General features: G+C 63.9%; 21 protein-coding genes. 16 read left to right on the top strand and 5 right to left on the bottom strand.

Annotated features, from left to right (window positions below; translation table 11 throughout):
* Window positions 1-42 precede the first annotated feature (42 nt).
* The 8 genes from ACWGXF_RS20975 (at window position 43) to ACWGXF_RS20940 (ending at window position 7094) form a co-directional block, all read left to right on the top strand.
* Complete coding sequence (locus ACWGXF_RS20975; protein WP_054075817.1) at window positions 43-2079, top strand: acetyl/propionyl/methylcrotonyl-CoA carboxylase subunit alpha; 2037 nt, start codon at window positions 43-45, stop codon at window positions 2077-2079.
* 178 nt (window positions 2080-2257) lie between these two features.
* Window positions 2258-3181 carry a 2-hydroxyacid dehydrogenase gene (locus ACWGXF_RS20970; RefSeq protein WP_039049470.1) on the top strand — a complete coding sequence of 308 codons (924 nt, stop codon included), beginning with the start codon at window positions 2258-2260 and terminating at the stop codon, window positions 3179-3181.
* A 16-nt stretch (window positions 3182-3197) separates the two neighbouring features.
* Window positions 3198-4106 (top strand): hydroxymethylglutaryl-CoA lyase, encoded by a 909-nt coding sequence (locus ACWGXF_RS20965; RefSeq protein WP_452102449.1) that lies wholly within the window; start codon window positions 3198-3200, stop codon window positions 4104-4106.
* Window positions 4107-4129: 23 nt separating this feature from the next.
* Window positions 4130-4696 carry a DUF2799 domain-containing protein gene (locus tag ACWGXF_RS20960; RefSeq protein ID WP_171832478.1) on the top strand — a complete coding sequence of 189 codons (567 nt, stop codon included), beginning with the start codon at window positions 4130-4132 and terminating at the stop codon, window positions 4694-4696.
* 46 nt (window positions 4697-4742) lie between these two features.
* Complete coding sequence (locus ACWGXF_RS20955; protein ID WP_003061666.1) at window positions 4743-5240, top strand: YbaK/EbsC family protein; 498 nt, start codon at window positions 4743-4745, stop codon at window positions 5238-5240.
* Complete coding sequence (locus ACWGXF_RS20950; protein WP_256629692.1) at window positions 5237-5518, top strand: DUF1289 domain-containing protein; 282 nt, start codon at window positions 5237-5239, stop codon at window positions 5516-5518. The genes ACWGXF_RS20955 and ACWGXF_RS20950 overlap by 4 nt, the downstream gene beginning before the upstream one ends.
* 22 nt (window positions 5519-5540) lie before the next feature.
* Window positions 5541-6176, top strand: a complete 636-nt coding sequence (locus ACWGXF_RS20945; RefSeq protein WP_256629693.1) for a 2-hydroxychromene-2-carboxylate isomerase — start codon at window positions 5541-5543, stop codon at window positions 6174-6176.
* A gap of 144 nt (window positions 6177-6320) precedes the next feature.
* Window positions 6321-7094, top strand: coding sequence for a glucose 1-dehydrogenase (locus ACWGXF_RS20940; RefSeq protein WP_034357137.1), 774 nt, complete (start codon window positions 6321-6323; stop codon window positions 7092-7094).
* A 168-nt stretch (window positions 7095-7262) separates the two neighbouring features.
* Here the strand turns inward: ACWGXF_RS20940 and ACWGXF_RS20935 are convergent, their stop codons facing one another.
* The gene (locus ACWGXF_RS20935) at window positions 7263-8021 is read right to left on the bottom strand and encodes an IclR family transcriptional regulator (protein ID WP_256629694.1); all 759 of its coding nucleotides are present in this window, start codon (window positions 8019-8021) and stop codon (window positions 7263-7265) included.
* Window positions 8022-8153: 132 nt separating this feature from the next.
* Between ACWGXF_RS20935 and ACWGXF_RS20930 the strand changes: the two genes are divergently transcribed.
* From ACWGXF_RS20930 to ACWGXF_RS20920, 3 genes are all read left to right on the top strand, one after another.
* A complete protein-coding gene (locus ACWGXF_RS20930; protein ID WP_054075822.1) occupies window positions 8154-9146 on the top strand; it encodes a Bug family tripartite tricarboxylate transporter substrate binding protein in 993 nt (330 codons plus the stop codon).
* A gap of 155 nt (window positions 9147-9301) precedes the next feature.
* Window positions 9302-9988 (top strand): RraA family protein, encoded by a 687-nt coding sequence (locus ACWGXF_RS20925; protein WP_046460966.1) that lies wholly within the window; start codon window positions 9302-9304, stop codon window positions 9986-9988.
* Complete coding sequence (locus ACWGXF_RS20920) at window positions 9985-10908, top strand: NAD(P)-dependent oxidoreductase (protein ID WP_054075824.1); 924 nt, start codon at window positions 9985-9987, stop codon at window positions 10906-10908. The genes ACWGXF_RS20925 and ACWGXF_RS20920 overlap by 4 nt, the downstream gene beginning before the upstream one ends.
* Window positions 10909-11144: 236 nt before the next feature.
* Here the strand turns inward: ACWGXF_RS20920 and ACWGXF_RS20915 are convergent, their stop codons facing one another.
* On the bottom strand, window positions 11145-12263 hold the full coding sequence (locus ACWGXF_RS20915) for an NADH:flavin oxidoreductase/NADH oxidase (RefSeq protein WP_229227973.1): 1119 nt from the start codon (window positions 12261-12263) through the stop codon (window positions 11145-11147).
* 164 nt (window positions 12264-12427) lie between these two features.
* A complete protein-coding gene (locus tag ACWGXF_RS20910; RefSeq protein WP_452102448.1) occupies window positions 12428-12619 on the bottom strand; it encodes a hypothetical protein in 192 nt (63 codons plus the stop codon).
* Here ACWGXF_RS20910 and ACWGXF_RS20905 point away from each other — a divergent pair.
* A complete protein-coding gene (locus ACWGXF_RS20905) occupies window positions 12618-13538 on the top strand; it encodes a LysR family transcriptional regulator (protein ID WP_256629697.1) in 921 nt (306 codons plus the stop codon). The two genes, ACWGXF_RS20910 and ACWGXF_RS20905, sit on opposite strands and share 2 nt — an antisense overlap.
* Before the next feature lie 92 nt (window positions 13539-13630).
* Here the strand turns inward: ACWGXF_RS20905 and ACWGXF_RS20900 are convergent, their stop codons facing one another.
* Both ACWGXF_RS20900 and ACWGXF_RS20895 read right to left on the bottom strand, forming a co-directional pair.
* Window positions 13631-15364 (bottom strand): cation acetate symporter, encoded by a 1734-nt coding sequence (locus tag ACWGXF_RS20900; RefSeq protein ID WP_012836910.1) that lies wholly within the window; start codon window positions 15362-15364, stop codon window positions 13631-13633.
* Complete coding sequence (locus ACWGXF_RS20895; RefSeq protein ID WP_003061686.1) at window positions 15361-15669, bottom strand: DUF485 domain-containing protein; 309 nt, start codon at window positions 15667-15669, stop codon at window positions 15361-15363. Before ACWGXF_RS20895 ends, ACWGXF_RS20900 begins: the two co-directional genes overlap by 4 nt.
* Before the next feature lie 292 nt (window positions 15670-15961).
* Here ACWGXF_RS20895 and ACWGXF_RS20890 point away from each other — a divergent pair, with 292 nt between their 5' ends.
* The 4 genes from ACWGXF_RS20890 (at window position 15962) to uvrA (ending at window position 25359) form a co-directional block, all read left to right on the top strand.
* Window positions 15962-17644, top strand: coding sequence for an MFS transporter (locus ACWGXF_RS20890; RefSeq protein ID WP_003061688.1), 1683 nt, complete (start codon window positions 15962-15964; stop codon window positions 17642-17644).
* A 259-nt stretch (window positions 17645-17903) separates the two neighbouring features.
* Window positions 17904-18917 (top strand): porin, encoded by a 1014-nt coding sequence (locus tag ACWGXF_RS20885; RefSeq protein ID WP_039049475.1) that lies wholly within the window; start codon window positions 17904-17906, stop codon window positions 18915-18917.
* Between the two features lie 220 nt (window positions 18918-19137).
* Complete coding sequence (locus tag ACWGXF_RS20880; protein WP_003059044.1) at window positions 19138-19275, top strand: hypothetical protein; 138 nt, start codon at window positions 19138-19140, stop codon at window positions 19273-19275.
* Between the two features lie 147 nt (window positions 19276-19422).
* On the top strand, window positions 19423-25359 hold the full coding sequence (uvrA, locus tag ACWGXF_RS20875; RefSeq protein ID WP_256629698.1) for an excinuclease ABC subunit UvrA: 5937 nt from the start codon (window positions 19423-19425) through the stop codon (window positions 25357-25359).
* The last annotated feature ends 96 nt before the right edge of the window (window positions 25360-25455 follow it).

The raw sequence follows: 25455 nt of genomic DNA, 5'->3' as shown, positions 1-25455 counted from the left end.
GATATGCGCTGAGTGGTGATTTGACCGATAACCGGAGACGATATGTTCAAGAAAATTCTGATTGCGAATAGAGGTGAAATCGCCTGCCGCGTAGCCGCCACCGCCCGTCGCATGGGTGTGAAGACCGTGGCCGTGTATTCGGATGCCGATGCCCGGGCCAAGCATGTCGCGGCCTGCGACGAGGCCGTGCACATCGGCGGCAGTGCGCCCAAGGACAGCTATCTGCGCTGGGAGCGCATTCTGGAGGCCGCTCAGGCCACGGGTGCCGAAGCCATTCACCCCGGCTATGGCTTTCTCTCCGAGAACGAAGACTTTGCCAATGCCTGCGCGGCGGCTGGTCTGGTCTTCATCGGCCCGCCCGCCAGCGCGATTCGCGCCATGGGTCTCAAGGCCGAGTCCAAGCAGCTGATGGAAAAGGCCGGCGTGCCGCTGGTGCCCGGCTATCACGGTCACGACCAGAACCCCGAGCTGCTGCAACGCGAGGCCGACCGCATCGGCTATCCCGTGCTCATCAAGGCCAGCGCGGGCGGTGGCGGCAAGGGCATGCGTCTGGTGGAAAAGAGCGAGGACTTTGCGGCTTCGCTGGAGTCCTGCAAGCGCGAGGCCATCAACAGCTTCGGCAACGATGCCGTGCTGATCGAGAAATACGTGCTGCGTCCGCGCCATATCGAGATTCAGGTGTTTGGCGATACACAGGGCAACTGCGTCTATCTGTTCGAGCGCGACTGCTCGGTGCAGCGCCGCCACCAGAAGGTGCTTGAGGAAGCGCCGGCGCCCGGCATGACTGCCGCGCTGCGCCAGAAGATGGGCGAGGCCGCCGTGGCCGCCGCCAAGGCCGTGAGCTATGTGGGCGCGGGCACGGTGGAGTTCATCGTCGAGCAGCCCGGCGGCTACGACCAGCCCGAAGCCATGAAGTTCTACTTCATGGAAATGAACACCCGGCTGCAGGTGGAGCACCCCGTGACCGAAGCGATCACGGGCGAGGACCTGGTGCGGTGGCAGCTGCTGGTGGCTTCGGGGCAGCCTTTGCCCAAGGCTCAGTCGGAGCTTCGTATCCAGGGTCATGCCATCGAGGCGCGCATCTGCGCCGAGAACCCCGAGAACAACTTCCTGCCCGCCACCGGCCATCTGGCCGTCTATCGCAAGCCCGTGTGCAGCAGCTTCGAGATCAGCGATGTGCGCGTGGACGACGGCGTGCGCGAGGGCGATGCGATCAGCCCCTTCTACGACTCCATGATCGCCAAGCTCATCGTCCATGGCGAGGACCGTGCCCAGGCGCTGGCGCGTCTGGACGCGGCGCTGGCCCAGACCCATATCGTGGGCCTGACGACCAATGTGCAGTTTCTGCGCCAGGTGGTGAAGAGCCAGGCTTTCTCCAATGCCTTGCTCGATACCGCGCTGATCGAGCGCGAGCGCGAGGCCTTGTTCGGCAAGGATTTCGTGGGCCGCGACCTGGCCGTCGCCGCTGCCATGGCCTGGCAACTGCAAGGCGAGCAGGCAGGCCAGGGCGCCGACCCCTTCAGCCGCCGCGACGGCTGGCGCATGTCGGGCCGCTATGTGCGCTCCTTCGGCTTTGCCTACCGCGGCGAGGACTTCACGGCCGGCCTGGCCTACGGCCGCGACACGCAGGCGGCGCAGACCTATCAGCTAGGCATTGGCGAGGGCGAGAGCCGCAGCGATGCCGCGCTGCAGTGGCGCGCGCTGGCCGACGGGCGGCTGGAGCTGGGCCTGGACGGCAAGCGCACGGTGGTCGTGGTCCATGCCCAGGGCGACCAGCTGTCCATCTTCACCGAGGCGGGAAGTACCCAGATCACCGTGGTCGACCAACTGGCCCACGCCGGCGATACCGGCCATGAAGGCGGTCGCCTGACGGCGCCCATGCCCGGCAAGGTGGTGTCTTTCACGGTCAAGGCCGGCGACAAGGTCAGCAAGGGCCAGCCGCTGGCCGTGATGGAGGCCATGAAGATGGAGCACACGATTGCCGCCCCTGGCGATGGCGTGGTGCTGGAGCTGCTGTATGTGCCTGGCGACCAGGTCAGCGAAGGCGCCGAGCTGCTGCGCATCGAGGTGGCCGCCTGATCCGGCCAGGGTTGAACTGTTTAACAAAAAGAGCAGCTTGCGCTGGACTATCCATGAATTCAGTTACTTTCAATGATGAAATCAATACAGGTAAAGCGCAGGAAGCTTCTTTTTTGATAGCGGACCATTGGCCATCCGCGTCTGCAGCAGGAATGCCAAAGCGTTAGGCTTCGCATCTATGAAAGTCTTATTTTGCTGTGACGATACGCGGCCGGAACCCTGGCTCAAAGGTTTGCATGAGGCGCTGCCGGGCGCGGAGATTGCCATCTGGGAGCCGGGCGCGCCCCAGGCCGACTATGCACTGGTCTGGGCGCCGCCCCAGCAGTTTCTTGACGAGCAGGCGGCCGGCCTGAAGGCCATGTTCAACATCGGCGCGGGCGTGGATGCGCTGCTGCCGCTGCGCATTCCCGCCGCGCTGCCCGTCTACCGCCTCGAAGATGCGGGCATGGCCGTGCAGATGGCCGAGTATGTGGCCCAGGCCGTGATCCGCTTCTTCCGTGGCCTCGATCAGTACGAGGCCGATATGGCGCAAGGCCTGTGGCAGCATCAGCGCAACCCCAGGCGTGTGGACTATCCCGTGGGCGTGATGGGCCTGGGCAAGATGGGCGAGCGCGTGGCCAGGGCGCTGACGGTGTTCGATTTCAAGGTCAATGGCTGGAGCCGCTCGCCGCGCGAGCTGCAGGGCATTGAATGCTTCAGCGGCATGGACAGCCTGGACCGCTTTCTGTCCGAGACGCGCATTCTGGTCAATCTGCTGCCCCTGCACGACGAGACCCGCGACATCATCAATGCCCGCACGCTGGCGCTGCTGCAGCCCGGGGCCTATGTGATCAATGTGGGGCGCGGCGGCCATGTGGTCGATGCCGACCTGATTGCGCAGATCGAGTCCGGCCATGTCAGCGGCGCCATGCTGGACGTGTTCCGCGAGGAGCCGCTGCCCGAGAATCACCCGTTCTGGAAGCAGTCCAGAATCATCCTCACCCCTCATACCTCGGCCCGCACGCTGGCCGCGGACAGCATTGCCCAGATCGTGGGCAAGGTGGCCGCCATGAGCCGGGGCGAGCCCGTCACAGGTCGAGTCGACCTGAGCAAGGGCTATTGATAGCAAGGAGACAAGAATGAAATACCCCGCACGCGTCAAGATCATCGATGTGGGCCCGCGCGACGGCCTGCAGAACGAAAAGCAGCCTGTGCCTGCAGCCGTCAAGATCGAGCTGGTGCAGCGCCTGCAGGACGCAGGCCTCAAGGAGATCGAGGTCACCAGCTATGTGTCGCCCAAATGGGTGCCGCAGATGGCGGACAACGCCGAAGTCATGGCGGGAATAGCGCGCAGAGGCGGGGTGCTGTATTCGGTGCTGACGCCGAATCTCAAGGGCTTCGAAGCCGCGCTGGCCGGCAAGCCCGACGAGATCGTGGTGTTCGGTGCGGCCAGCGAGGCCTTCAGCCAGCGCAACATCAACTGCTCGATTGCCGAGAGCATAGAGCGCTTTGCGCCTGTGGTGCAGGCGGCACTGGAGGCCGGCATTGCCGTGCGCGGTGCCATGAGCTGCACCGTGGGCTGCCCCTACGAGGGCGAGATCGCGCCCGAGAAGGTGGGCTATCTGGCCGGGCTCATGAAGAGCATCGGCGTGCAGCGCGTGGACGTGGCCGACACCATTGGCGTGGGCACGCCCGTCAAGGTGCAGAAGGCGCTGGAGGCCACGCTGGCGCACTTCGATATCGACCAGGTGTCCGGCCATTTCCACGATACCTATGGCCAGGCCCTGAGCAACACGCTGGCGGCGCTGGATCTGGGGGTCTGGAACTTCCAGTCTTCGGTCGCAGGCCTTGGCGGCTGTCCCTATGCCAAGGGCGCCACGGGCAATGTGGCCACCGAAGACGTGGTCTATCTGCTGCAGGGCATGGGCATAGAGACCGGCATCGACCTCGACAAGCTGATCGATGCGGGCCAGTTCATCAGCGAGCATCTGGGCCGCCCCACGCAGTCGCGCGTGGCCAAGGCCTTGCTGACCAAGCGCGCGGATTGAGGCCAAGCCCGGCCCGGGCAGGCATGGGCGTTGTTACCATCGCCGCCATGCAAGCAAGATCACGTTTTTCACTGGCCCTTTGTCTGGCGGCAGCTGCCCTGCTGGGCGGCTGCGCCGGCATGGATGCCCAGGAGTGCAGGGACACGGACTGGGCCTATCTGGGCCAGCTCGATGCCATGGACGGCAGGCTGGACCTGTCCACCCGCGCCAGACGCCACTTCAAGGCCTGCAAGGACCAGGGCGTACAGATGGATGCGCGGGCCTATCAGCAGGGCTGGCTGCGCGGCCTGCAGGATTTCTGCACTCCCGACAGCGGCAAGGCCTATGCGGAAGCCGGCCGCAAGTTCCAGCCGGGCTATTGCCCGGCGCCGCTGGAGGCCGCGTTTTTGCAAGGCTATGCGCCGGCGCGCGAGCGCTATCAGGACAGGCAGTCGGTGCTTGAGCTGGAGCGCCGCATCGAGGCCAAGAAAAAAGAGCTGCGCGAGGCGCGTGACGCCAAGAACAGTGCCGGACATATCGCCTATGTCCAGAAAGACCTGCGTGATTTGCAGCTGGAGCTGGTGCAGCTCAGGCTCAAGCTGGCACAGTAGGGGCCGTGACGCTGCCGGATGGCGGCGCGATTTTCAGGAAAACATCATGTGTGGGTCAGAACTTCATGCGCTGCCGGAAGGCGTGCAGCGCGTCAGCCGCTTTTTGCAGGATGCCGGTCATCCGCATGCGCCGCAGATGCTGGACGGCGCGGCGCGTACCGCCCAGGAGGCCGCCGATCAGCTCAGCATTCTGGTCGGGCAGGTGGCCAAGAGCATCATCTTCAAGCGCAGGAGCGATGGCGCGGCCGTGCTGGTCGTGGCCTCGGGCGACAGGCGTGTCGATGAAAAGAAAGTGACGCAGCTGGTGGGCAAGGTCGGTCGCGCCGATGCGGATTTCGTCAAGTCCAGCACCGGCTTCTCGATTGGCGGCGTCAGCCCCGTGGCCCATGCCACCAAGGTCGTGACCTTGATGGATGCCGAGCTGCAGCGCTTCGAGACCGTGTGGGCTGCGGCAGGCCACCCGCACGGCGTGTTTCCCGCATCGCCTGCGCAACTGCAGGCTCTTACTGCAGCCCCCTGGTCGGATGTGGTGGAGCAGGCATGAGTACCGAACTTCTTCAGGAACAGCAGGCTCAGCAACTGGCACAACTTGCCGCAAAGGCCGAAGTGGCCCTGGTCTGGGCCGAGGCCGACCAGCCCGTGGCTTCGCCCTGCATCAACGTCTGCCGCATGACGGCGGACCGCAGCCATTGCCAGGGCTGCTTCAGAACCATTGACGAGATTCGCGCCTGGTCCAAGGGCGATGCCGAGCTGCGCCTGGAGATCTGGGGTCGGCTGCTGCAGCGCGCCGGCCTCGAGGACCCGCGCCATGCCGAGATCTGATCGCCCTTAGAGGAGAGCCGACATGAAGCACATCACTTGTTATCTGGACTTTGTGTCGCCCTATGCATGGCTGGCGCTGGAGCAAATGCCCAAGGCGCTGCAAGGGCTCAGCTATCACATTGATTACCGCCCGGTGCTGCTGGGTGCCTTGCTGCAAGGCAATGCCAACCCCGGACCGGCCGGCATTCCTGCCAAGCGCACCTGGACCTACCGCCATGTCACATGGCTTGGCCGGTCGCTGGGCATACCTCTGCAGATGCCGGCCCGGCATCCGTTCAAGCCGCTGCCGCTGCTGCGGCTGGCGCTGGCACATGGGCGTGACGGCAGCATCAACCGCTTTGTGGCGCAGGCCGTGATGCAGCATGTCTGGCAGGGCGGACATGAGGCCAATGATGCGCAGCGCCTGCAGCAGCTGCGCGAGCAGCTGAAGGAGCAGCTGCGCCAGGAAGAGGATAGTGCCGAGGTCAAGCAATGGCTGCGCAGCAATACGGAGCAGGCGCAGCAGGCCGGCGTGTTCGGCGTGCCAGCCTGGGTAGTGGACGGCCATGTATTCTGGGGCCTGGACGGCCTGCCCATGCTGCAGGCCTATCTGCGTGGCGATGAGTGGTTTGCGCAGCAGTGGGAGGCCGCAGCCGGCGTGTCCTGGGGGCTGGAGTAGGGCTGCAGGTACGGGCCGGAGCCGGGATCGACACGCAGGACGGTGCTTTCTCTTTGGCATCGGCCATGGCGCCTAGGCGACGCCGGGCGTGGCGGGCCTTGCATAAGCTGGTGCGGTTTTCAAGACCATCAAGGAGACCGCACCATGGATACCCAGCAGATGTTTTCGCTCAAGGGCCGCACGGCTCTTGTCACCGGTGGTTCGCGCGGTATCGGCCGCATGATCGCCGAAGGCTTTGTGCGCCAGGGCGCGCGCGTGTACATCTCGGCGCGCAAGGCCGAGGCCTGCGACCAGACGGCGCGCGAGCTGTCGGAGCTGGGCCACTGCGTTTCGCTGCCTGCCGACGTGTCCACCATGGACGGCGTGAAGTCGCTGGTCGATGCCTATGCGGCGCACGAAGATCAGCTGGGCATCCTAGTCAACAACGCGGGCGCGGCCTGGGGCGCGCCCTATGACGAATTTCCCGAAAGCGGCTGGGACAAGGTCGTGGACCTGAACATGAAGTCGCCCTTCTTCCTGACCCAGGCGCTCACGCCCATGCTGCGCAAGTCGGCCGCGGGCGCGCAGCTGGCCAAGGTCATCAACATTGCCTCCATTGACGGCGTCTCGGTCAACCCCTGGGAGACCTACTCCTACGCGGCCAGCAAGGCCGGCCTGATCCACCTGACCAAGCGCATGGCCCTGCGCCTGGCGCCCGAGCGCATCGTGGTCAGCGCCATCGCGCCCGGCCCGTTCGCCTCGGAGATGAACAAGAACGCGCGCGACCATGCGGACGAGGCCGCGGGGCGCGTGCCCCTGGGCCGCATCGGCGAGCCCGAGGATATGGCCGGCGCCGCCATCTTCCTGGCCTCGCGCGCCGGCGACTATGTGGTGGGCTCCACCCTGGTCGTGGATGGCGGCTGCGCCTGGGCGCGCTGAGCTCACCCGAGCGCAGCCATTGCATAAAAAGATAGCTTCTACCGCTTGATGGATAAGTAAATCAGATAAATAAGTATCTGAGTTTTAATTGCAGCAAGCGATAAAAGCTATTGTTTTTGAATCCTCATTTCGACAGGAATAGATTCTTTCGAGGCCGCTCCCCTGCGCTCAGGGATGCCACTGCGTGGCGCGCACAGGGCTGGCGGCCGGTGTGGCGGAATTGCCGGCCAGCGCATAGGACAGCTTGTTGGCTGCGGCGATCACGGTCCGGGCCAGGGCTTCGAGCCTGGCCTCGGGCAGGCGTGATGCGGGGCCCGAGATGCAGACCGATCCCATGAGCCGCCAGTGCATGCCGAACACCGGCGCCGAAACCGTTGCCACACCTTGCTCGCGCTCGCCGATGGAGCAGTGGTAGCCCTTTTGGCGGATCTGCTCGTAGATCTCGCCGGGCTCGCCCGAGAACGCCAGGATGACGCGGCCCGGCGAGCCTTTGTCCAGTGGCAACCCCTCGCCCATGCGCGCATGGTGGCGCAGGGCCTGCGGCCCTTCCACGCGTACCAGGCAGGTACGCACATGGCCCTCGCGCACGTAGAAGGCGGCGCTCTCGCCGCTGAGTTGGGTGAGCTCGCGCAGCGCGGGCTCCAGCACGTTCTGCACATCGAAGCCCGCCTGGTAGCGCGCGCCCAGCCAGCCCGAGGAAGGGCCCAGCCGCCATTCCCCGTCCTCGCGCTGCACCATGTAGCCCGACTGGGCCAGCGTGCGCGCCAGCCGCAGCACCGTGGTCTTGTGCAGGCTGCAGCGCCGGCTGAGTTCGGCCAGTGAAAGATGGGATTCGCCCAGCGCAAAGGCCTCGAGCAGCTGCAGTGCGCGGGTGACGGCGATGACGCCGTCGCCGGACTTCTGTGCGGATTGGGTGGGGTTGCTCATGGTGCAATGTGTTTCATTCTGCGAAACAGCATTGTATGGGTTGAAACGTTTGCCTACAGTCGCCTCCAGCGGTCGGGGATTCCGGCCGCACGCATCAGAACACGCTTCAAAGCGACCAACAGGAGACAACAGATGAACTTTCGCCCGCTTTCGCGCGCCCTGCATGCCGCCGTGCTCGGCTTCGTGGGTGTAGTCACTCCCTTCGACAGCGCGCTGGCGCAGCCCGCCTATCCGGCCAAGCCGATCCGCCTGATCGTGCCGTTCCCGCCTGGCGGCGGCACGGACATGATTGCGCGCACCGTGGCCCAGAAGATGGCCGAGCAGAACAAGTGGAGCGTGGTGGTGGACAACCGCCCCGGCGCGGGCGGCAACCTGGGCGTGGACGCCGCGGCCAAGGCCGCGCCCGATGGCTACACCCTGGTCATGGGCCAGACCAGCAATCTCGCCATCAACCCCTGGCTCTACGCCAAGCTACCCTACGACCCGATCAAGAGCCTGGCGCCCGTGGCCCTGGTGTCCTCGGCGCCCATCGTCATGGCCGCTCCCGCCAACACGCCCTACAAGACCTTTGCCGATCTGGTGACGGCGGCCAAGGCCAGGCCCGACGGCATCACCCTGGGCTATTCGGGGAACGGCACCGTGGCCCATCTGGCGGGCGAGCAGGCCCAGAAGATTTCGGGCATGAGCCTGCGCCATGTGCCCTACAAGGGAGCAGGCCAGGCCATGACGGACCTGGTGGGCGGACAGATCGACCTGTACATGTCCGCCATTCCCACGCTGCTTGGCCAGGTGCGCAACGGCAAGCTGCGGCCCATTGTCGTGACCTCGCTGGCGCGCTCCAGCCAGTTGCCCGACACGCCCACGCTGGCCGAGCTCGGCTACAAGGACTTCGAGGCCAGCTCCTGGTACGGCGTGCTGGCGCCCGCGGGCACGCCCGAGGCCATCGTGCAGCAGCTCAACAAGGCCATCAACCGGGCCCTGAAGCAGGCCGATGTGGCCGAGAAGCTGCGCTCCGAGGGCGGCGACGTGCTGGGCGGCACGCCCCAGGCCTTCGCCCAGCTGCTGCGCACCGAGGTGCCGCGCTGGGGCCGCATCGTCAAGGACTCGGGCGCCAGCCTGGACTGAGCCCGATCACGCCACCGCGTCATCGCGCCAACAAGCCACCCACCCAGCACACCTGGCGCACATGCCCTTGTGGGCAGGACGCCGTGCGCCCTGCCACTCCTGCTCCTTCTTTACTTTCACCCCTGCAACCGGACCGGACCGCGGACCTAATCATCATGAGCCAACTTTCAGAAATCATCCGTGACATCGAGCGCGTCAGCGCCGAGGTCGTCCAGAAGGCATCGAGCTTCCAGGCCGCCATCCTGGCCGACGTGGCAGGCCGCCGCGGTACCATGAACGCACGCGTGGCGCCCGTGCATCAGGATATGAAGCTCGCCGGTCCGGCCTTCACCGTCGAGGTGCGCCCCGGAGACAACCTGATGATCCACGCCGCCATCGCCCTGGCCAAGCCCGGCGATATCCTGGTCATCGACGGCAAGGGAGACCAGACTGCGGCCCTGATGGGTACGCTGATGCTCAGCGCCTGTAAGAAGACAGGCCTTGGCGGCGTGATCGTGGATGGCGCGATCCGCGACAAGCTCGAGCTGCTGGAGCTTGGCTTTCCGGTGTTCAGCGCCGGCTTCAATCCTGCAGGTCCGACCAAGTTCGTGCCCGGTCGCATCAACCACCCCATCTCCTGTGGCGGTGCGACGGTGAACCCGGGCGACCTGGTGGTGGGCGACGCCGACGGCGTGGTCGTGATCGAGCGCGCCAAGGCGCCCGCCATGTTGGCGCTGGCCGACAGGAAAGTGGTCGACGAGGCCGCGCGCATCGAGGCCATCGCCCGCGGCGACACGGCCTCGAGGTGGCTGCCCGCCGCGCTGCGCGCGGCCGGCGTGCTCAAGGAAGGAGAGACGCTGTGAGCACCATCATCGTCACGGGCGCTGACCTGGCGCAGCAGGCACTGGATTTGCTGCAAGGCCACGACATAGTCTACGCGGGCAAGACGCCCACCGAGCAAGACCTGGTGGCCCTGTGCCGCCGGCATGATCCCGTCGCCATCATCGTGCGCTACGGCAAGGTGGGGGCTGCGGTCATGGACGCCGGACCTTCGCTCAAGGTGATTTCCAAGCACGGCAGCGGCACGGACACCATAGACAAGGCCGAGGCCGCGCAGCGCGGCATCGAGGTCGTGGCAGCGGTTGGCGCCAACGCGGCGGCCGTGGCCGAACAGGCCCTGGCCCTGCTGCTGGCCTGCGCCAAGTCGGTGGTGCAGCTGGACTCGCGCATGCACTCCGGCCATTGGGACAAGGCCACGCACAAAAGCCTGGAGCTGGCCGGGCGTACCGTGGGACTGGTCGGCCTGGGCGCCATAGGCCTGCGCTTTGCGAAGATGGCCGATGCACTGGGCATGCGCGTGATCGGCTTCGATCCCTTTGCGGGCCAGTTGCCCAGCTACGTGCAGGCCGTGGACCTGGATACGCTGTGGCGCGAAAGCGATGCGATCTCGCTGCACTGCCCGCTGACCGACGACAACCTCAATCTGCTCAACGCCACAACCCTGGCGTGCTGTAGGCGCGGCGTGATTGTGGTCAACACCGCGCGCGGAGGTCTCATCGACGAGGCCGCGCTGCTGGCCGCCGTGCAGCAAGGCCAGGTCAGCGCCGCGGGCCTGGACAGCTTTGCCGTTGAGCCCATGGCGGCTGGCCACCCGTTCCTGCACCAGCCGGGTTTCATCCTCAGTCCGCACATCGGCGGCGTGACCTCGGATGCCTATGTGAACATGGGAGTGGGAGCGGCGCGCAACGTGCTGGCGGTGCTGGAGCGCGCGAGCGTCTCCTGAGCCGGCGCCTGCCTTGCAAGGCCGATGAGACTGGTTGCGGGCTTTGCTGCGGGCGGGTGAGGCATCAATGCGGTGCGCTCTTTCCCGCCCTAGCGCGGTGGCGTCCAGTTCTGCGGTGCAGGTCGTGGGGCGGGCCGCCGGTGAAAACCTTGGCCGACTGCATGGCGCGGGAGCGCAGGCAGCCCGGCCTCCTTGCGGTCGATATCTTTGGCGCGTGGAGGGGCGACGGCCGGCTCTCAGGCTGTGGCCTGCTTGGCGGCGCCGCGATAGCGTTCCAGCCAATGGGCATAGGGAGCGGGCAGCGTCCAGTCGGGACGGGCAACGCCCAGGCTTTGCGCCAGCTGGTAGGCGTAGTGCGGATTGGCCAGATGGGCGCGGCCGATCATCACCAGATCGACCTGGCCGTCGGCCACGATGCGCTCGGCAATCTGTGGATCATCCATGCCCCAACCTGAGGCCACGGGCAGGCCGGCGCTGCGGCTCACGCGCTGGGCGATGGGAGCGAGGAAGGCGGGCGTACCCCAGGGGATCTTCACATCGGGAATCACGAAGTTGACGCTGACATTGAGCAGGTCCAGGCCGCGCTCGCGCATCTGGCGCGTCACGGCAATCGATTCCTCCAGGGTTTCTTCGTCGCGGCCGTCGTACTCGATGACGCCGAAACGCGCGGTCAGCGGCAGATGCTCGGGCCAGACCTCGCGCACCTTGGCCACGGTCTCCAGCAGAAAGCGGGCGCGGTTGCTGAAGCTGCCGCCATAGGCGTCGTCGCGCTGGTTGCTGTGGGGCGAGAAAAAGCTCTGGGCCAGATAGCCGTGGGCAAAGTGCAGTTCCAGCCATTCGAAGCCGGCCGCAAGCGCGCGGCGGGCCGCCGCTACAAAGTCGTCCTGCACGCGGGCGATGTCCGCAAGCGTCATGGCGCGAGGAACACGCGGCAGACCGCCGCCAAAGGCGATTGCCGATGGCGCAATCGGCTGCCAGCCGCGGGCATCGCCTTCGGCAATATGGTCGTCGCCTTCCCAGGGATTGTTGGCGCTGGCCTTGCGTCCGGCATGGCCGATCTGGATGCCGGGCACGGCGCCTGCGGCCTTGATGCCGGCGGCAATGCGCGACATGCCGTCGATCTGGCCGTCGTTCCACAGACCGGTGCAGTCGGGCGAGATGCGGCCCTCGGGCGACACGCCCGTGGCTTCGACGATCACCAGTCCCGCGCCGCCGCGCGCCATGGAGGCGTAGTGGACCTGGTGCCAGTCATTGGTGAGACCGTCCACGGCGCTGTACTGGCACATCGGCGGAATGGCGATGCGGTTGCGCAGGGTCAGGCTTTTGAGGGTGAAAGGGGTAAAGAGTGCAGACATGCGAAGTATCGGTGGTGCGAATGGAATGAGCCAGCAGTCCTGCGGCAATGCAGGATGCAAAAGGTTTGATAGCGCCTGGCGCTTTTCATGGACTGTTTTCAGCATGAAATCAAACTGAAAATCAATGAATGAAGGTACTGACAGCTATCAAAAAATCAAGGGCATCAGGGCTCGGAAAGCGGCGGATACAGTCCCCGGGCAATGAGCTCGCTGGAGACGAAGTTTTTGGTGGTGCCGGCATGTAGTCGGCGGACCAGTGAATGCGGTGCATGCAGGGCTTCTGTCGAAGGGAATGGGGAAATGATGGGGTCTGTGATGAAATAAATCCAATCGATATTTCTGATTTTTGAAATCATGCCGACTGATATCAAGAGTCTGGACCTGAATCTGCTCAAAGCCCTGGATGCGCTGCTGGACGAGCGCAGCGTGACGCGCGCTGCCGAGCGTCTGGCGCTGACCCAGCCGGCGGTCAGCGGCATGCTGACGCGGCTGCGCGAGAGCTTCGACGATCCCTTGTTCGTGCGCACGCAGCGCGGCATAGCCCCCACGCTGCGCGCGCTGGCCCTGGCCGGGCCGCTCAAGGAGTTGCTGTGCAATGCCGAGGCGCTGCTGCGCCCCCAGGCCTTTGATCCGGCCACGGCGCATATGACGCTGCGCATTGCCGCCACGGATTACGCGCTGCAGGCGGTGGTGCTGCCGTTTCTGGCCGTGTTGCGCCAACGCGCGCCCGGTCTGTGTGTGGCCGTGGTACCGGCACAGCATCTGCCGCTGCACGAGCGGCTGGAACGCGGTGATATCGACCTGGCGCTGGTCACGCCGGAGCGCACGGCCCCCGATCTGCATGCGCGCCGACTGTTCGACGAACGCTATGTTTGCGTGATGCGCCAGGGCCATCCCGATGCGCGCCGGCGTGGCCTGTCACTGGAGCGCTTCTGCGCTCTGGACCATGCGCTGGTGTCCTATGACGGAGGCAGTTTTCATGGTGTGACGGACGAGGCGCTGGAGCGTCTGGGCCGCAAGCGGCGTGTGGCGCTGTCCGTGACCAGCTTTCTGGTGCTGCCCGAAATCCTGCGCAGCTGCGATCTGATTGCCGTCGTGCCCAGGCGGCTGGTCAAGCCCGACTCGGGGCTGGTGGTGCTGGCGCCGCCGCTGGAAATTCCCGGCTTCACCAAGACGGCTGCCTGGCATGCGCGCACCCATCGCTCTGCGGGGCACCAGTGGGCGCGAGAGCTGTTGTTCGAGTTGGCGCAGGCCGGCGGGATGGACGTGGAATGAGAGCGGCCCGCAGAAACCGTGGCGGTCTCTGCGGGCCGAGGTGAGGGCAGATTCCTGCCGGGGCCCGGCATGGCGCCGGGCCATTCACATCATCAGTGGCCCGATGCGCCTGCGGCACCCAGACCGGTTTCCGAGCGCACTTGCTGCGCAGGGAACACGGCGCGCTCCTTGGCAGCCTGAGCGCTCTTGTCGAGCACGGAGAACAGCCACACGCCGAAGAAGCCGATCGCCATGGAGAACAGTGCAGGCGAGGCGTAGGGGAACCAGGCCGAGCCGGCCGGGTTGCCCAAGGTGCCTTCCCATACCGAGGGCGAGACGATGGTCAGACCCACGGAGGAGACCAGGCCCATGAAGCCGCCGATGACGGCGCCCTTGGTGGTGCAGTCTTTCCACAGCACCGACAGCAGCAGCGGCGGGAAGTTGGCCGAAGCCGCCACGGCAAAGGCCAGCGAGACCATGAAGGCGATGTTCTGCTTCTCGAACACAATGCCCAGCAGCACGGCCACAAAGCCCAGGCACAGCGTGGTGATGCGCGAGACCTTGAGTTCGGAGGCGCTGTCGGCCTTGCCCTTCTTGATGACGGTGGCGTAGAGGTCGTGCGAGACGGCCGAGGCGCCGGACAGGGTCAGACCTGCGACCACGGCGAGAATCGTGGCAAAGGCCACGGCCGAGATGAAGCCGTAGAACACATCGCCGCCTACGGTCTTGGCCACCAGCACGGCCGCCATATTGGCCGTGCCTGCGCCGCCGTGGATCACGCCCTTGGCCGTGTCCGCCATTTCGGGGTTGGTGAGCACCAGGGTGATGGCGCCGAAGCCGATGATGAAGATCAGCACATAGAAGTAGCCGATCCAGGTCGTGGCCCAGAACACGCTCTTGCGTGCTTCCTTGGCGTCAGGCACGGTGAAGAAGCGCATCAGGATGTGGGGCAGGCCCAGGGTGCCGAACATCAGCGCCATGCCGAAGCTGATGGCGGAGATCGGGTCCTTGATGAAGCCGCCCGGACCCATGATGGCCAGACCGAGCTTTTCTGCCACGGATGGCTCTGCGCCGCCATTTGCGGCGATCTGGGTGCGAACCTTCACACCTTCGGCAAACAGTGCCTCGGGGCTGAAGCCGTACTTGGCCAGCACCATGAAGCCCATGAAGGTCACGCCGGCCAGCAGCAGGCAGGCCTTGATGATCTGCACCCAGGTGGTGGCCGTCATGCCGCCGAACAGCACATAGATCATCATCAGGCCGCCGACCAGCACCACGGCAATCCAGTAGTCCAGACCGAACAGCAGCTTGATCAGCTGGCCTGCGCCCACCATCTGGGCAATCAGATAGAAGGCCACCACGACCAGCGTGCCGCAGGAGGCAAAAATCCGGAAGGGCTTTTGCTCGAAACGGTAGCCGGCCACGTCGGCAAAAGTGAAGCGGCCCAGATTGCGCAGGCGTTCCGCCAGCAGAAAAGTCAGAATCGGCCAGCCGACCAGAAAGCCGATGGAGTAGATCAGGCCGTCATAGCCGCTGGCCATGACGGAGGCCGAGATGCCCAGGAAGGAGGCGGCGGACATATAGTCGCCCGCAATCGCCAGACCGTTCTGAAAGCCGGTGATGCCGCCGCCTGCGGTATAGAAATCGGACGCCGACTTGGTGCGGCCCGCCGCCCATTTGGTGATCCACAGGGTTGCCACCACAAAGGCGGTGAACATGATGATGGCCGTCCAGTTGGTGGCCTGCTTGGCGGCGTTGCCGACGTCGCCGCCGGCGGCCAGCACGGGAGCTGTCGCGACCAGCGCCGCAGCGCCCGCCAGCCATTGGGAAGAGATGCGCTGCTTCATTGCTTGATGCCTTTGAGAATGTCGCGGGTGAGCTGATCAAACTCGTTGTTGGCGCGGCGCACATAGAGGCCGGTAATGATCACGGAAAAAATGATGACGCCCATGCCGATGGGAATGCCCAGCGTGGTCACTCCAGCGCCGATGGGCCGAGCCAGGAATTCCTTGTCGAATGCAATCAGCGCGACATAGCCGTAGTACACGATCAGCATCAGGACGGTCAGCGCCAGGCCGAGGCGATTGCGCTTGCGGCGCAGCTGCTGGTAGGCGGGGTTGCTTTGGATTGTCTCTATCACCGGGTCTCGCACAGCGTTGTCTCCTTTGAAGTTTTCCAGCCTGCCATCAGGTGCTCGGTGGCTTGCTTGCGATGCATTCTGAGAAGCCCGTCTGACCGTCTCCTTACTTACGATATCGGTGTTTGCCCCTGGTTTTTCACATCAAAAAAAAACCAATCCGGGTAAGTGCGGAGAGGGTCGGGTAATGCCCAGTCTTGAATTTTTGAGAAGCATTTTTTTGTAAGTTAGCGGTCAGTTGTCGCTTTGATATTGGGCAAACAGGTGAGTTGGCAGCGCCTGAAATTCCAAAACCTAGGAGACAAACATGGCCATCAATGCGACAGCACATATGGGAGGTAAATCGGCCCCAAGGCCGATGAGCCCGGAAGAGCGCAAAGTCATCTTTGCGTCTTCCCTCGGAACCGTTTTCGAGTGGTACGACTTCTATCTGTACGGATCTCTGGCAGCCATCATCGCCAAGCAGTTCTTCAGCGGTCTGGATGCAGGGTCGGCCTTCATCTTCGCGTTGCTGGCCTTTGCGGCAGGCTTCATCGTGCGCCCCTTCGGCGCGCTGGTGTTCGGCCGTCTGGGCGACATGATCGGGCGCAAGTACACCTTCCTGGTGACGATTCTGATCATGGGCCTGTCCACCTTCATCGTCGGCATCTTGCCCAACTACGCCAGCATTGGCGTGGCCGCCCCCGTCATCCTGATCGCGCTGCGCATGCTGCAAGGCCTGGCCCTGGGCGGTGAGTACGGCGGCGCTGCCACCTATGTGGCAGAACATGCGCCGCATGGCAAGCGCGGTGCCTACACCTCGTGGATTCAGACCACGGCAACGCTGGGCCTGTTCCTGTCGCTGCTGGTGATTCTGGGTGTGCGTACCTCGATGGGCGAAGAGAAGTTTGCCGACTGGGGTTGGCGTATTCCCTTCCTGGTTTCCATTTTGCTGCTGGCCATCTCGGTCTGGATTCGCATGACGCTGTCCGAGTCTCCAGCCTTCCAGAAGATGAAGGCCGAGGGCAAGGTGTCCAAGGCGCCTCTGACTGAGTCGTTCGGTCAGTGGAAGAACCTCAAGATCGTGATTCTGGCGCTGGTCGGCCTGACTGCCGGCCAGGCTGTGGTCTGGTATACCGGCCAGTTCTATGCGCTGTTCTTTTTGACGCAGCAGCTCAAGGTCGATGCCGTGACGGCCAATCTGATGATTGCCGCCGCACTGCTGATCGGCACGCCTTTCTTTGTGATCTTCGGCACGCTGTCCGACAAGATCGGTCGCAAGCCCATCATCATGCTGGGCTGCATTCTGGCCGTGTTGACCTACTTCCCGGTCTTCAAGGCGCTGACCGAAGCCGCCAACCCCGACCTGGCTGCGGCTCAAGCCAAGAACAAGGTGGTCATCGTGGCCGATCCTGCGGAGTGCTCCTTCCAGTTCAACCCCACAGGCACGACCAAGTTCACCAGTTCCTGCGACGTGGCCAAGCAGGTGCTGGCTGCGGGTTCCGTGAGTTATGAAACCGAAGAGGCGGCTGCAGGCACGCAGGCCATGATCCGTATCGGTGCGACCGAGATTCCTTCGTTCTCGCTCAAGGGCCTGAGCCCTGAAGACGCCAAGGCCAAGGACGGTGCGTTCAAGAAGACTGTGGCTGCAGAACTGGCCAAGGATGGCTATCCCACCAAGGCCGACCCCGCCAAGATGAACAAGGTCATGATGGTCGTGATACTGACCTATCTGGTGCTGCTGGTGACCATGGTCTACGGCCCCATCGCAGCCATGCTGGTGGAGCTGTTCCCGACACGCATCCGCTACACCTCGATGAGCTTGCCCTATCACATCGGCAACGGCTGGTTTGGCGGTCTGCTGCCCACCATGTCCTTCGCCATCGTGGCGCAGACCGGCAATATGTACAACGGTCTCTGGTACCCCATCATCATCGCTGGTGTGACGGCCGTGATCGGCACGCTGTTCGTGCCCGAAACCAAGGATCGCGACATCTACGCCGAAGACTGATGCCAGGCGCTGATGCTGCAATTTATGCAGCATCGCATCAAAGACCTGCAAGGCTTGTGCTTTGCAGGTCTTTTTTGTTTGCCTCAGCACTAGTGGGTTACAGCAGTGTGGCAACAAAGCATCATTGCGTTACTTTTTTGCGATGGAAATCATGCTTTTGAGAGGGGCCAACCTAGAATCACACCTAGCCGCGAGAGGGCCAACAACCTACAAGCCAATGCGGTGCAAAAAACACTATCCCAGGACATAGGAGCACTGAATGACCAAGATGACTCGCATCGCACTGGCCGCACTGGCTGTGATGGGCGCAACCACCGCAATGGCACAGAGCAGCGTGACGCTGTACGGCCGTATCAACACCACAGTCGAACGCCAGAAGGTGGGCGATGAGTCGGTGTCCGGCCTGTACAACAATGCTTCCCGCTGGGGCATTCGCGGTACCGAAGATCTGGGTGGCGGCCTGAAGGCAGGCTTCACCCTGGAGTCCGGCTTCAACTCCGACACCGGTACCGGTTCCGCCTGGACCCACCCCACCTCCGGCATGTCCTTTGCGCGTCAGAGCGAAGTGAACCTGTCCGGCGGCTTCGGCATGATCCGTCTGGGCAACTTCGTCCCCGAGTCCTACTACGCAACTGCTGACTACATCAGCATGCACAACCACGACACCGGTTCTTCTTCCGATGCGCTGTACTACGATCCCGTCTGGTTCGGCGGTCTGAGCACCAAGAACAAGATCGGCTATCGCACCCCCAACATGGGCGGCCTGACGGTGGATGCCTCCGTGTCTATGCACGAGAAGGACCCCACTGTCGGTCCTCGCAAGAACGGCTACGACCTGGCTGCCAACTACGCCACCGGTCCTCTGCACCTGGGCGCAGGCTTCAGCAAGGTGGGTGACAACTGGCAAGCTGCTCTGCGCGGCCTGTACACATTCGGTCAAGTGACTCTGGGTGCCTACTACCAGCGTAACAAGGACGACAACAAGATCACCGCCACTGGCGCTGGTTCGCGCAACAACTTCCGTCTGTCGGCCATGTACACCATGGGCGCTTCGGAATTCCATGCCAACGTGGGTCACGCCAACAAGTGGAGCCATATTGCTGACTCCGCCGCCACTCAGTGGACTCTGGGCTACAACTACAACCTGAGCAAGCGCACCAAGGTGTATGGCTACTACACCAAGGTGAACAACAGCAAGGGTGCGAACTATGTGACCGGTACTGCCGGCGCGGACTTCAGCTCCTTCGCTCTGGGCGTGCGTCACAACTTCTAATTTGTGCACCGCGCAAGCGGTGTCTCCAGCAGCTGCAGCTGATAATGCAGACCATTACTCCAAGTTCATACCCCATGTCGCAAGGCATGGGGTTTTTTCTTATGTGCAGCCTGTCTGGCAGTAAGCCACGCGCAAACTCGCTCAGGCTCAATGGTCGTGCTGACTGGTGTGGCACGAGCGGCTGCACCAGCTGCTTATTCATAACACTCTGGAGACTGATATGTGGAAGCTGGCGATTGGTTTTGTGGTGTTTGCTGCCGTTGCGCTGTTTGTCATCATGAAGGCGGGCGACAAGGTGGATATGAGTGGAGAAAAGCATGGTGCGGATGCGATTCATGCACCGGCAGAATCCAAATGAAGGCAGCAGCACTCGATCAAAGCCCCGCCAGCCGGGGCTTTTTTCGGCGGCCCTGGCTGCACGCTGAAACGGTAATGCACATGCGCACCCAAGGCCCATGCCAGGACTGCCTAGAATGTTTGGCCTCCATAGAAAAGACCGCAGAACATGACGCAGGGCCTGATCCGTATCCGTGGTGCTCGCCAGCACAATCTTCGCAATCTGGACATCGATATCCGTACCGGTGAGCTGACCGTAGTCACCGGCCCCAGCGGCTCGGGCAAGTCCAGTCTGGTGTTCGACACGCTGTACGCCGAGGGTCAGCGCCGCTATGTCGAGACCTTCTCCGCCTATGCCCGCCAGTTTCTCGATCGCATGGACAAGCCGGCCGTGGACAAGGTCGAGGGGGTGCCACCTGCGATTGCCATCGATCAGACCAACCCGGTGCGCAACTCGCGCTCCACCGTGGGCACGATGACGGAGATCAACGATCACCTCAAGCTGCTGTTTGCGCGCGCGGCCCAGTTGTTCGACAGCAGGACGGCCCTGCCGGTGCGCCACGATACGGCGGACAGCATTTATGCCGAATTGGCCCAGCGCTGCGAGGCCGCAGGCGACCCGCGCATTGCCATCACCTTCCCGGTGGAGCTGCCGGCCAATACCTCGGCCGAAGAGGTGGAGCAATGGCTGTCTGCCAGCGGCTTCACCAAGGTGCAGGCCGAGCGCGAAGTGGAGCGCGCTCACCCAGCAGCTGATGAGGTCGCCAAGGGCAAGAAAAAGGCCAAGCCAGCCCCCGAGAAGATCAAGGTGCTGGATGTGATTGCCGACCGCTTTCGCCTCGGAAAGGCCGAGCGGTCCCGCGCCATGGAGGCGATCGAGGTGGGCCTCAAGCGCGGCAGCGGCAGGCTTACGGTCTATGTGTTGCCTGAAAGCGGTGTTGAGGCGGCCGAGCCCGAGCTGTGGAAGTTCTCGCTGGGTCTGCATTGCCCCGAGAGCAATCTGACCTATCAGGAGCCGATTCCCTCGCTGTTTTCCTTCAACTCCGCGGTGGGCGCCTGCGATGCCTGCCGTGGTTTCGGTCGCGTCATCGGGGTCGACTGGGGACTGGTGATTCCCAATGAAAAGCTCACCTTGCGCACCGGTGTCATCAAGCCGATCCAGACGCCGGCCTGGAAGGAGATTCAGGACGATTTGATGCGCCATTCCGAGGCCGAGGGCATTCCACGCGATACGGCCTGGTCCAAGCTGACCCAGGCGCAGAAGGACTGGGTGATCGAAGGCTCGCCCAACTGGAACGGCAAGTGGAGCCAGACCTGGTATGGCATTCGCCGCTTTTTCGAGTATCTCGAAAGCAAGGCCTACAAGATGCATATCCGGGTGCTGCTGTCCAAGTACCGCAGCTATACCGAATGCCCGACATGTGGAGGTGCGCGTCTCAAGACCGAAAGCCTGCTCTGGCGCATAGGCGGCAAGCAGGCTGCGGATGCCGTGCTGCCGCCCGGCGACGAGAGCGGCAGATACCAGCGCTTCATGCCGCAGGCGGTGGGCTGGAGCCGAGAGCAGCTGGAAAGCCTGCCTGGCCTGTGTCTGCATGACCTGATGCGCCTGCCGATCACGCGCCTGCGTGACTTCTTTGCGCAGCTGGCGCCAGACAACAACGCCGCTAAAAATGATGGTGAAGCCCAGGCATTGAGGATGCTGCATGCAGAAGTCATGACGCGGCTGCAGTATCTGTGCGATGTGGGCATAGGCTATCTCACGCTGGACCGCCAGAGCCGCACGCTGAGCGGTGGCGAGGTGCAGCGCATCAATCTGACCACCGCCTTGGGCACTTCGCTGGTCAATACCTTGTTCGTGCTCGACGAGCCATCGATAGGTCTGCACCCGCGCGATATGGAACGCATCACCGAGGCCATGCAGCGCCTGCGCGATGCGGGAAATACGCTGGTTGTGGTGGAGCATGACCCCGCCGTGATGTTTGCCGCCGACCGCATGATAGACATGGGCCCTGGCCCTGGCGCACGCGGCGGCCAGATCGTGTTCGACGGCACGCCCGAGGATCTGCGCCAGGCCGATACCCTGACCGGCGCCTATCTGGGCGGGCGCAAGCAGGTGGGCTTCGGGCTCAAGCGCATGGTGACCGAGAGCACGCCGCGCCTGATTCTCGAAGGCGCGCGCGAGCACAATCTGCGCGATATCAGCGTGGACTTTCCGCTGCAGCGCCTGGTCACCATCACCGGCGTGTCGGGCTCGGGCAAATCCACGCTGATCCAGGATGTGCTGGTGCCAGCGCTGATGCGCCATTTCGGCAAGCCCACCGATGCGGCGGGCGCGTTCGAGCGCCTGCTGGGCGCGGACCATCTGGCCGATGTGATGTTCGTGGACCAGTCGCCCATCGGCAAGACGGCGCGCTCCAACCCGGTCAGCTATGTGGGCGCCTGGGATGCGATCCGCGAGCTGTTCGCCGTGGCGCCGCTGTCGCGCCAGCGCGGCTACACGGCTGCCAAGTTCAGCTTCAACAGCGGCGACGGCCGCTGTCCGACCTGCGGCGGCTCGGGCTTCGAGCATGTGGAGATGCAGTTCCTCTCGGACGTCTATCTGCGCTGCCCCGATTGCAACGGCACGCGTTATCGCCCCGAGATCCTCGAAGTGAAAATCGAGCGCAACGGCCAGCCGCTGAATGTGGCCGATGTGCTGGAGCTCACGGTGGCCGAAGCCGCGCTGCTGTTTGCGCAGGACCGCGATGTGATCCGCGCGCTGCAGCCCATCGTCGATGTGGGTCTGGAATATGTGAAGCTGGGCCAGCCCGTGCCCACGCTGTCGGGCGGCGAGGCACAGCGCTTGAAACTGGCAGGCTTCCTCGCGGAAGCGGCTCGCGCGCAAAGCAAGTCCAAGCAGTCGCTGGCCAAGAAAGGCACGCTGTTCCTGTTCGACGAGCCCACGACCGGCCTGCATTTCGAAGACATCGCCAAGCTCATGCGCGCATTGCGCAAGTTGCTGGAAGCGGGCCACTCGCTGATCGTCATCGAGCACAATCTGGATGTGATTCGCGCCAGTGACTGGCTCATCGATCTGGGCCCCGAAGGCGGCGATGGCGGCGGTCTGATAGTGGCCCAGGGCACGCCTGAAGATGTGCGCCATGTGCAAGAGTCGCACACGGCCCAGGCCTTGCGTGAATACGACCTGGCCATGGGCGTGGGCGGCGAGGCGGTGCGCGAAGTCGCGCCCATGCTCTACAAACCAGAGCGCAAGGCCAAGGCCGCACAAGCGCTGCAGGCCAAGAATGCGATTGAAATCGTCAACGCCAAGGAGCACAACCTCAAGTCGCTGACGGTCGATGTGCCTCGCGGCAAGTTCAATGTGGTGACCGGTGTCTCGGGTTCCGGAAAATCCACGCTGGCTTTCGACATTCTGTTCAACGAAGGCCAGCGTCGCTATCTCGAATCGCTCAATGCCTATGCGCGCTCCATCGTGCAGCCTGCGGGCCGGCCCGAGGTCGATGCGGTCTACGGCATTCCGCCCACGGTGGCCATCGAGCAGCGCCTGTCGCGCGGCGGTCGCAAGTCCACGGTGGGCACGACCACCGAGGTCTGGCACTTTCTGCGTCTGCTCTATGTGAAGCTGGGCGTGCAGCACTGCATACACGACGATGCCATCGTCCAGCCGCAGACCGAGGAAAGCATTGCCGCGCAGCTGATGACGAATTTCCGTGGCCAGACCATAGGCCTCTTGAGTCCGCTGGTCGTCAACCGCAAGGGCGTCTATACCGAACTGGCCGACTGGGCCAGACCCAAGGGCTACACGCATCTGCGCGTGGACGGCGAGTTTCTGCCGACCACGGGCTTTCCGCGCATAGACCGTTTCAAGGAGCACACCATCGAGCTGCCCGTGGCCAGCGTGACGGTGACAGCGGCCAACGAGAAGGAGCTGCGCGGCCATCTGCGCCAGGCGCTGGAGATCGGCAAGGGCGTGCTGCATGTGCTCTCGGGCATCGAGAATCTGGCCGACGCCATGCAGGGCGGCCGGAGCACGGCCGGCATCGGTGCGCTGCAGGTGTTCTCCACCCAGCGCGCCTGCCCGGTCTGCGCCACCAGCTATGCCGAGCTGGACCCGCGTCTGTTCTCCTACAACAGCAAGCATGGCTGGTGTCCCGATTGCGTGGGCACGGGCGTGAAGCTGACCAAGGACCAGCGCAAGGTCTATGACGACACCTTGCTGGCCGACGACAACCGGGGCCGTGAGGTGAAGTTCGAAGGCCAGGAAGTGGAAGACCTGGCTGAAGTCGTTTGTCCCAAATGCCATGGCACACGTCTGAACCCCGTGGCGCGAGCCGTGAAGTTTCACGACGAGGCGATTACCGATATCGCCCAGCTGTCGGTCAGCGATGTGCGCCACTGGATACAGAGCCTGGAGCTCACGGGCCGCGAAGCCGATATTGCGCGCGACCTGATCCCCGAGATCCAGAGCCGTCTCGAATTCCTGGAAGAAGTCGGTCTCAACTATCTGACGCTGGATCGCGGCGCACCTACCCTGAGCGGGGGCGAAGCCCAGCGCATCCGTCTGGCCGCGCAGCTGGGCAGCAATCTGCAAGGCGTCTGCTATGTGCTGGATGAGCCCACCATCGGCCTGCATGCGCGCGACAACCAGATCCTGCTCAATGCCCTGCACAAGCTCGGCGACAAGGGCAACACGCTGGTGGTGGTGGAGCATGACGAAGACACGATTCGCCGCGCCGACCATGTGATCGATATCGGCCCCAGCGCCGGCATTCGTGGCGGCCGTCTGGTGGCTGAGGGCACGGTGGATGACATCATGGCGGCCAAGGACTCGGTCACGGGGCGCTATCTGCTGCACGCCATGCGCCATCCCTTCAAGCCTCGTCTATGGGTGGGGGAGGGCGAGCCTCCGGAACAACCGGCTGCTATCAATGCAGAAGCTGCTGACACTGGTGATATGGCAGTTTCAGAGAAGAAACCATCCAAAGCCAAGAAAAAGAAAGCGGTAGCTGCTACTGAAAATGTGGTGCAGCAAGAGAGCGACGCCTTGCACTGGCTGACGGTGCTGGGCGCGAATCTGCACAATCTGCAGAGCGTGGAGGCCCGGGTTCCGCTTAAGCGCCTGGTGGCCGTGACTGGTGTTTCGGGCTCGGGCAAGTCCACGCTGGCGCGCGATGTGCTGCTGAGCAATGTGGCGGCCTGGGTGCAGCAGCGCTCGACCAAGGCAGGGCGCGATGCCATGGATGCCGGCAGGTCGCCGGCGCTCGTGGGCTGCAAGGGGCTCAAGGGTTTCGAGACGATTGACCGCGTGCTCGAAGTCGACCAGACGCCGATCGGCAAGACGCCGCGCTCCTGCCCGGCGACCTATATCGGCTTCTGGGACACGATTCGCAAGCTGTTCGCCGAGACCCTGGAGGCCAAGGCCCGCGGCTATGCGGCTGGCCGCTTCTCGTTCAACACGGGCGAAGGCCGTTGCCCGGCCTGCGAAGGCCAGGGCGTGCGCACCATCGAGATGAGTTTTCTACCCGATGTGAAAGTGCCTTGCGAAGTCTGCCACGGTGCACGCTTCAACCCCGAGACGCTGGCCGTGAGCTGGCGCGGCAAGAGCATTGGCGATGTGCTGCAGATGGAGGTCGACGAGGCCGTGGAGTTCTTCGCCTCCATGCCTTCGATTGCCCATCCGCTGCAGCTGCTGAAAGACGTGGGCCTGGGCTATCTGACCCTGGGCCAGCCATCGCCCACGCTGTCGGGCGGCGAGGCCCAGCGCATCAAGCTGGTGACCGAGCTGACCAAGGTGCGCGACGATATCGGCCGGCGCGGACAGAAGGCTCCGCACACGCTGTATGTGCTGGACGAGCCCACCGTGGGCCTGCACATGGCCGACGTGGACAAGCTCATCCATGTGCTGCACCGCCTTGTCGACGGCGGCCACAGCGTGGTGGTCATCGAGCATGACCTCGACGTGATTGCCGAGGCGGACTGGATCATCGATCTGGGCCCCGAAGGCGGCAAAGAGGGCGGACGCATCGTGGCCACGGGAACCCCCGAGGAGCTGGTGAAGATCGGCACCCACACCGGCAAGGCACTGGCGCCGGTGCTGGCGCGGTAAGAGGCGGCGCGCACCATGTCTGTTGATTTCCACCCAGAAGTGACCCACTAGCCCCCGGTTTTTCCATCTCAATCTGACCCACGCATTAACCCTAGC

This window comes from Comamonas sp. HJ-2, from assembly GCF_053615495.1.
Note: the sequence above shows the minus strand (reverse complement) of the source record. Positions and strands in the feature narration are given on the sequence as shown.

Bases quoted from the DNA above. Each gene is read 5' to 3' on its own strand.
- ACWGXF_RS20955 (WP_003061666.1), top strand. From the start codon at position 4,743: ATGTGTGGGTCAGAACTTCATGCGCTGCCGGAAGGCGTGCAGCGCGTC.
- ACWGXF_RS20880 (WP_003059044.1), top strand. From the start codon at position 19,138: ATGTGGAAGCTGGCGATTGGTTTTGTGGTGTTTGCTGCCGTTGCGCTG.
- ACWGXF_RS20915 (WP_229227973.1), bottom strand. From the start codon at position 12,263: ATGTCTGCACTCTTTACCCCTTTCACCCTCAAAAGCCTGACCCTGCGC.
- ACWGXF_RS20965 (WP_452102449.1), top strand. From the start codon at position 3,198: ATGAAATACCCCGCACGCGTCAAGATCATCGATGTGGGCCCGCGCGAC.
- ACWGXF_RS20885 (WP_039049475.1), top strand. From the start codon at position 17,904: ATGACCAAGATGACTCGCATCGCACTGGCCGCACTGGCTGTGATGGGC.
- ACWGXF_RS20900 (WP_012836910.1), bottom strand. From the start codon at position 15,364: ATGAAGCAGCGCATCTCTTCCCAATGGCTGGCGGGCGCTGCGGCGCTG.
- ACWGXF_RS20925 (WP_046460966.1), top strand. From the start codon at position 9,302: ATGAGCCAACTTTCAGAAATCATCCGTGACATCGAGCGCGTCAGCGCC.
- ACWGXF_RS20950 (WP_256629692.1), top strand. From the start codon at position 5,237: ATGAGTACCGAACTTCTTCAGGAACAGCAGGCTCAGCAACTGGCACAA.
- uvrA (WP_256629698.1), top strand. From the start codon at position 19,423: ATGACGCAGGGCCTGATCCGTATCCGTGGTGCTCGCCAGCACAATCTT.
- ACWGXF_RS20970 (WP_039049470.1), top strand. From the start codon at position 2,258: ATGAAAGTCTTATTTTGCTGTGACGATACGCGGCCGGAACCCTGGCTC.
- ACWGXF_RS20935 (WP_256629694.1), bottom strand. From the start codon at position 8,021: ATGAGCAACCCCACCCAATCCGCACAGAAGTCCGGCGACGGCGTCATC.
- ACWGXF_RS20960 (WP_171832478.1), top strand. From the start codon at position 4,130: ATGGGCGTTGTTACCATCGCCGCCATGCAAGCAAGATCACGTTTTTCA.
- ACWGXF_RS20940 (WP_034357137.1), top strand. From the start codon at position 6,321: ATGGATACCCAGCAGATGTTTTCGCTCAAGGGCCGCACGGCTCTTGTC.
- ACWGXF_RS20975 (WP_054075817.1), top strand. From the start codon at position 43: ATGTTCAAGAAAATTCTGATTGCGAATAGAGGTGAAATCGCCTGCCGC.
- ACWGXF_RS20890 (WP_003061688.1), top strand. From the start codon at position 15,962: ATGGCCATCAATGCGACAGCACATATGGGAGGTAAATCGGCCCCAAGG.
- ACWGXF_RS20910 (WP_452102448.1), bottom strand. From the start codon at position 12,619: ATGATTTCAAAAATCAGAAATATCGATTGGATTTATTTCATCACAGAC.
- ACWGXF_RS20905 (WP_256629697.1), top strand. From the start codon at position 12,618: ATGCCGACTGATATCAAGAGTCTGGACCTGAATCTGCTCAAAGCCCTG.
- ACWGXF_RS20930 (WP_054075822.1), top strand. From the start codon at position 8,154: ATGAACTTTCGCCCGCTTTCGCGCGCCCTGCATGCCGCCGTGCTCGGC.
- ACWGXF_RS20945 (WP_256629693.1), top strand. From the start codon at position 5,541: ATGAAGCACATCACTTGTTATCTGGACTTTGTGTCGCCCTATGCATGG.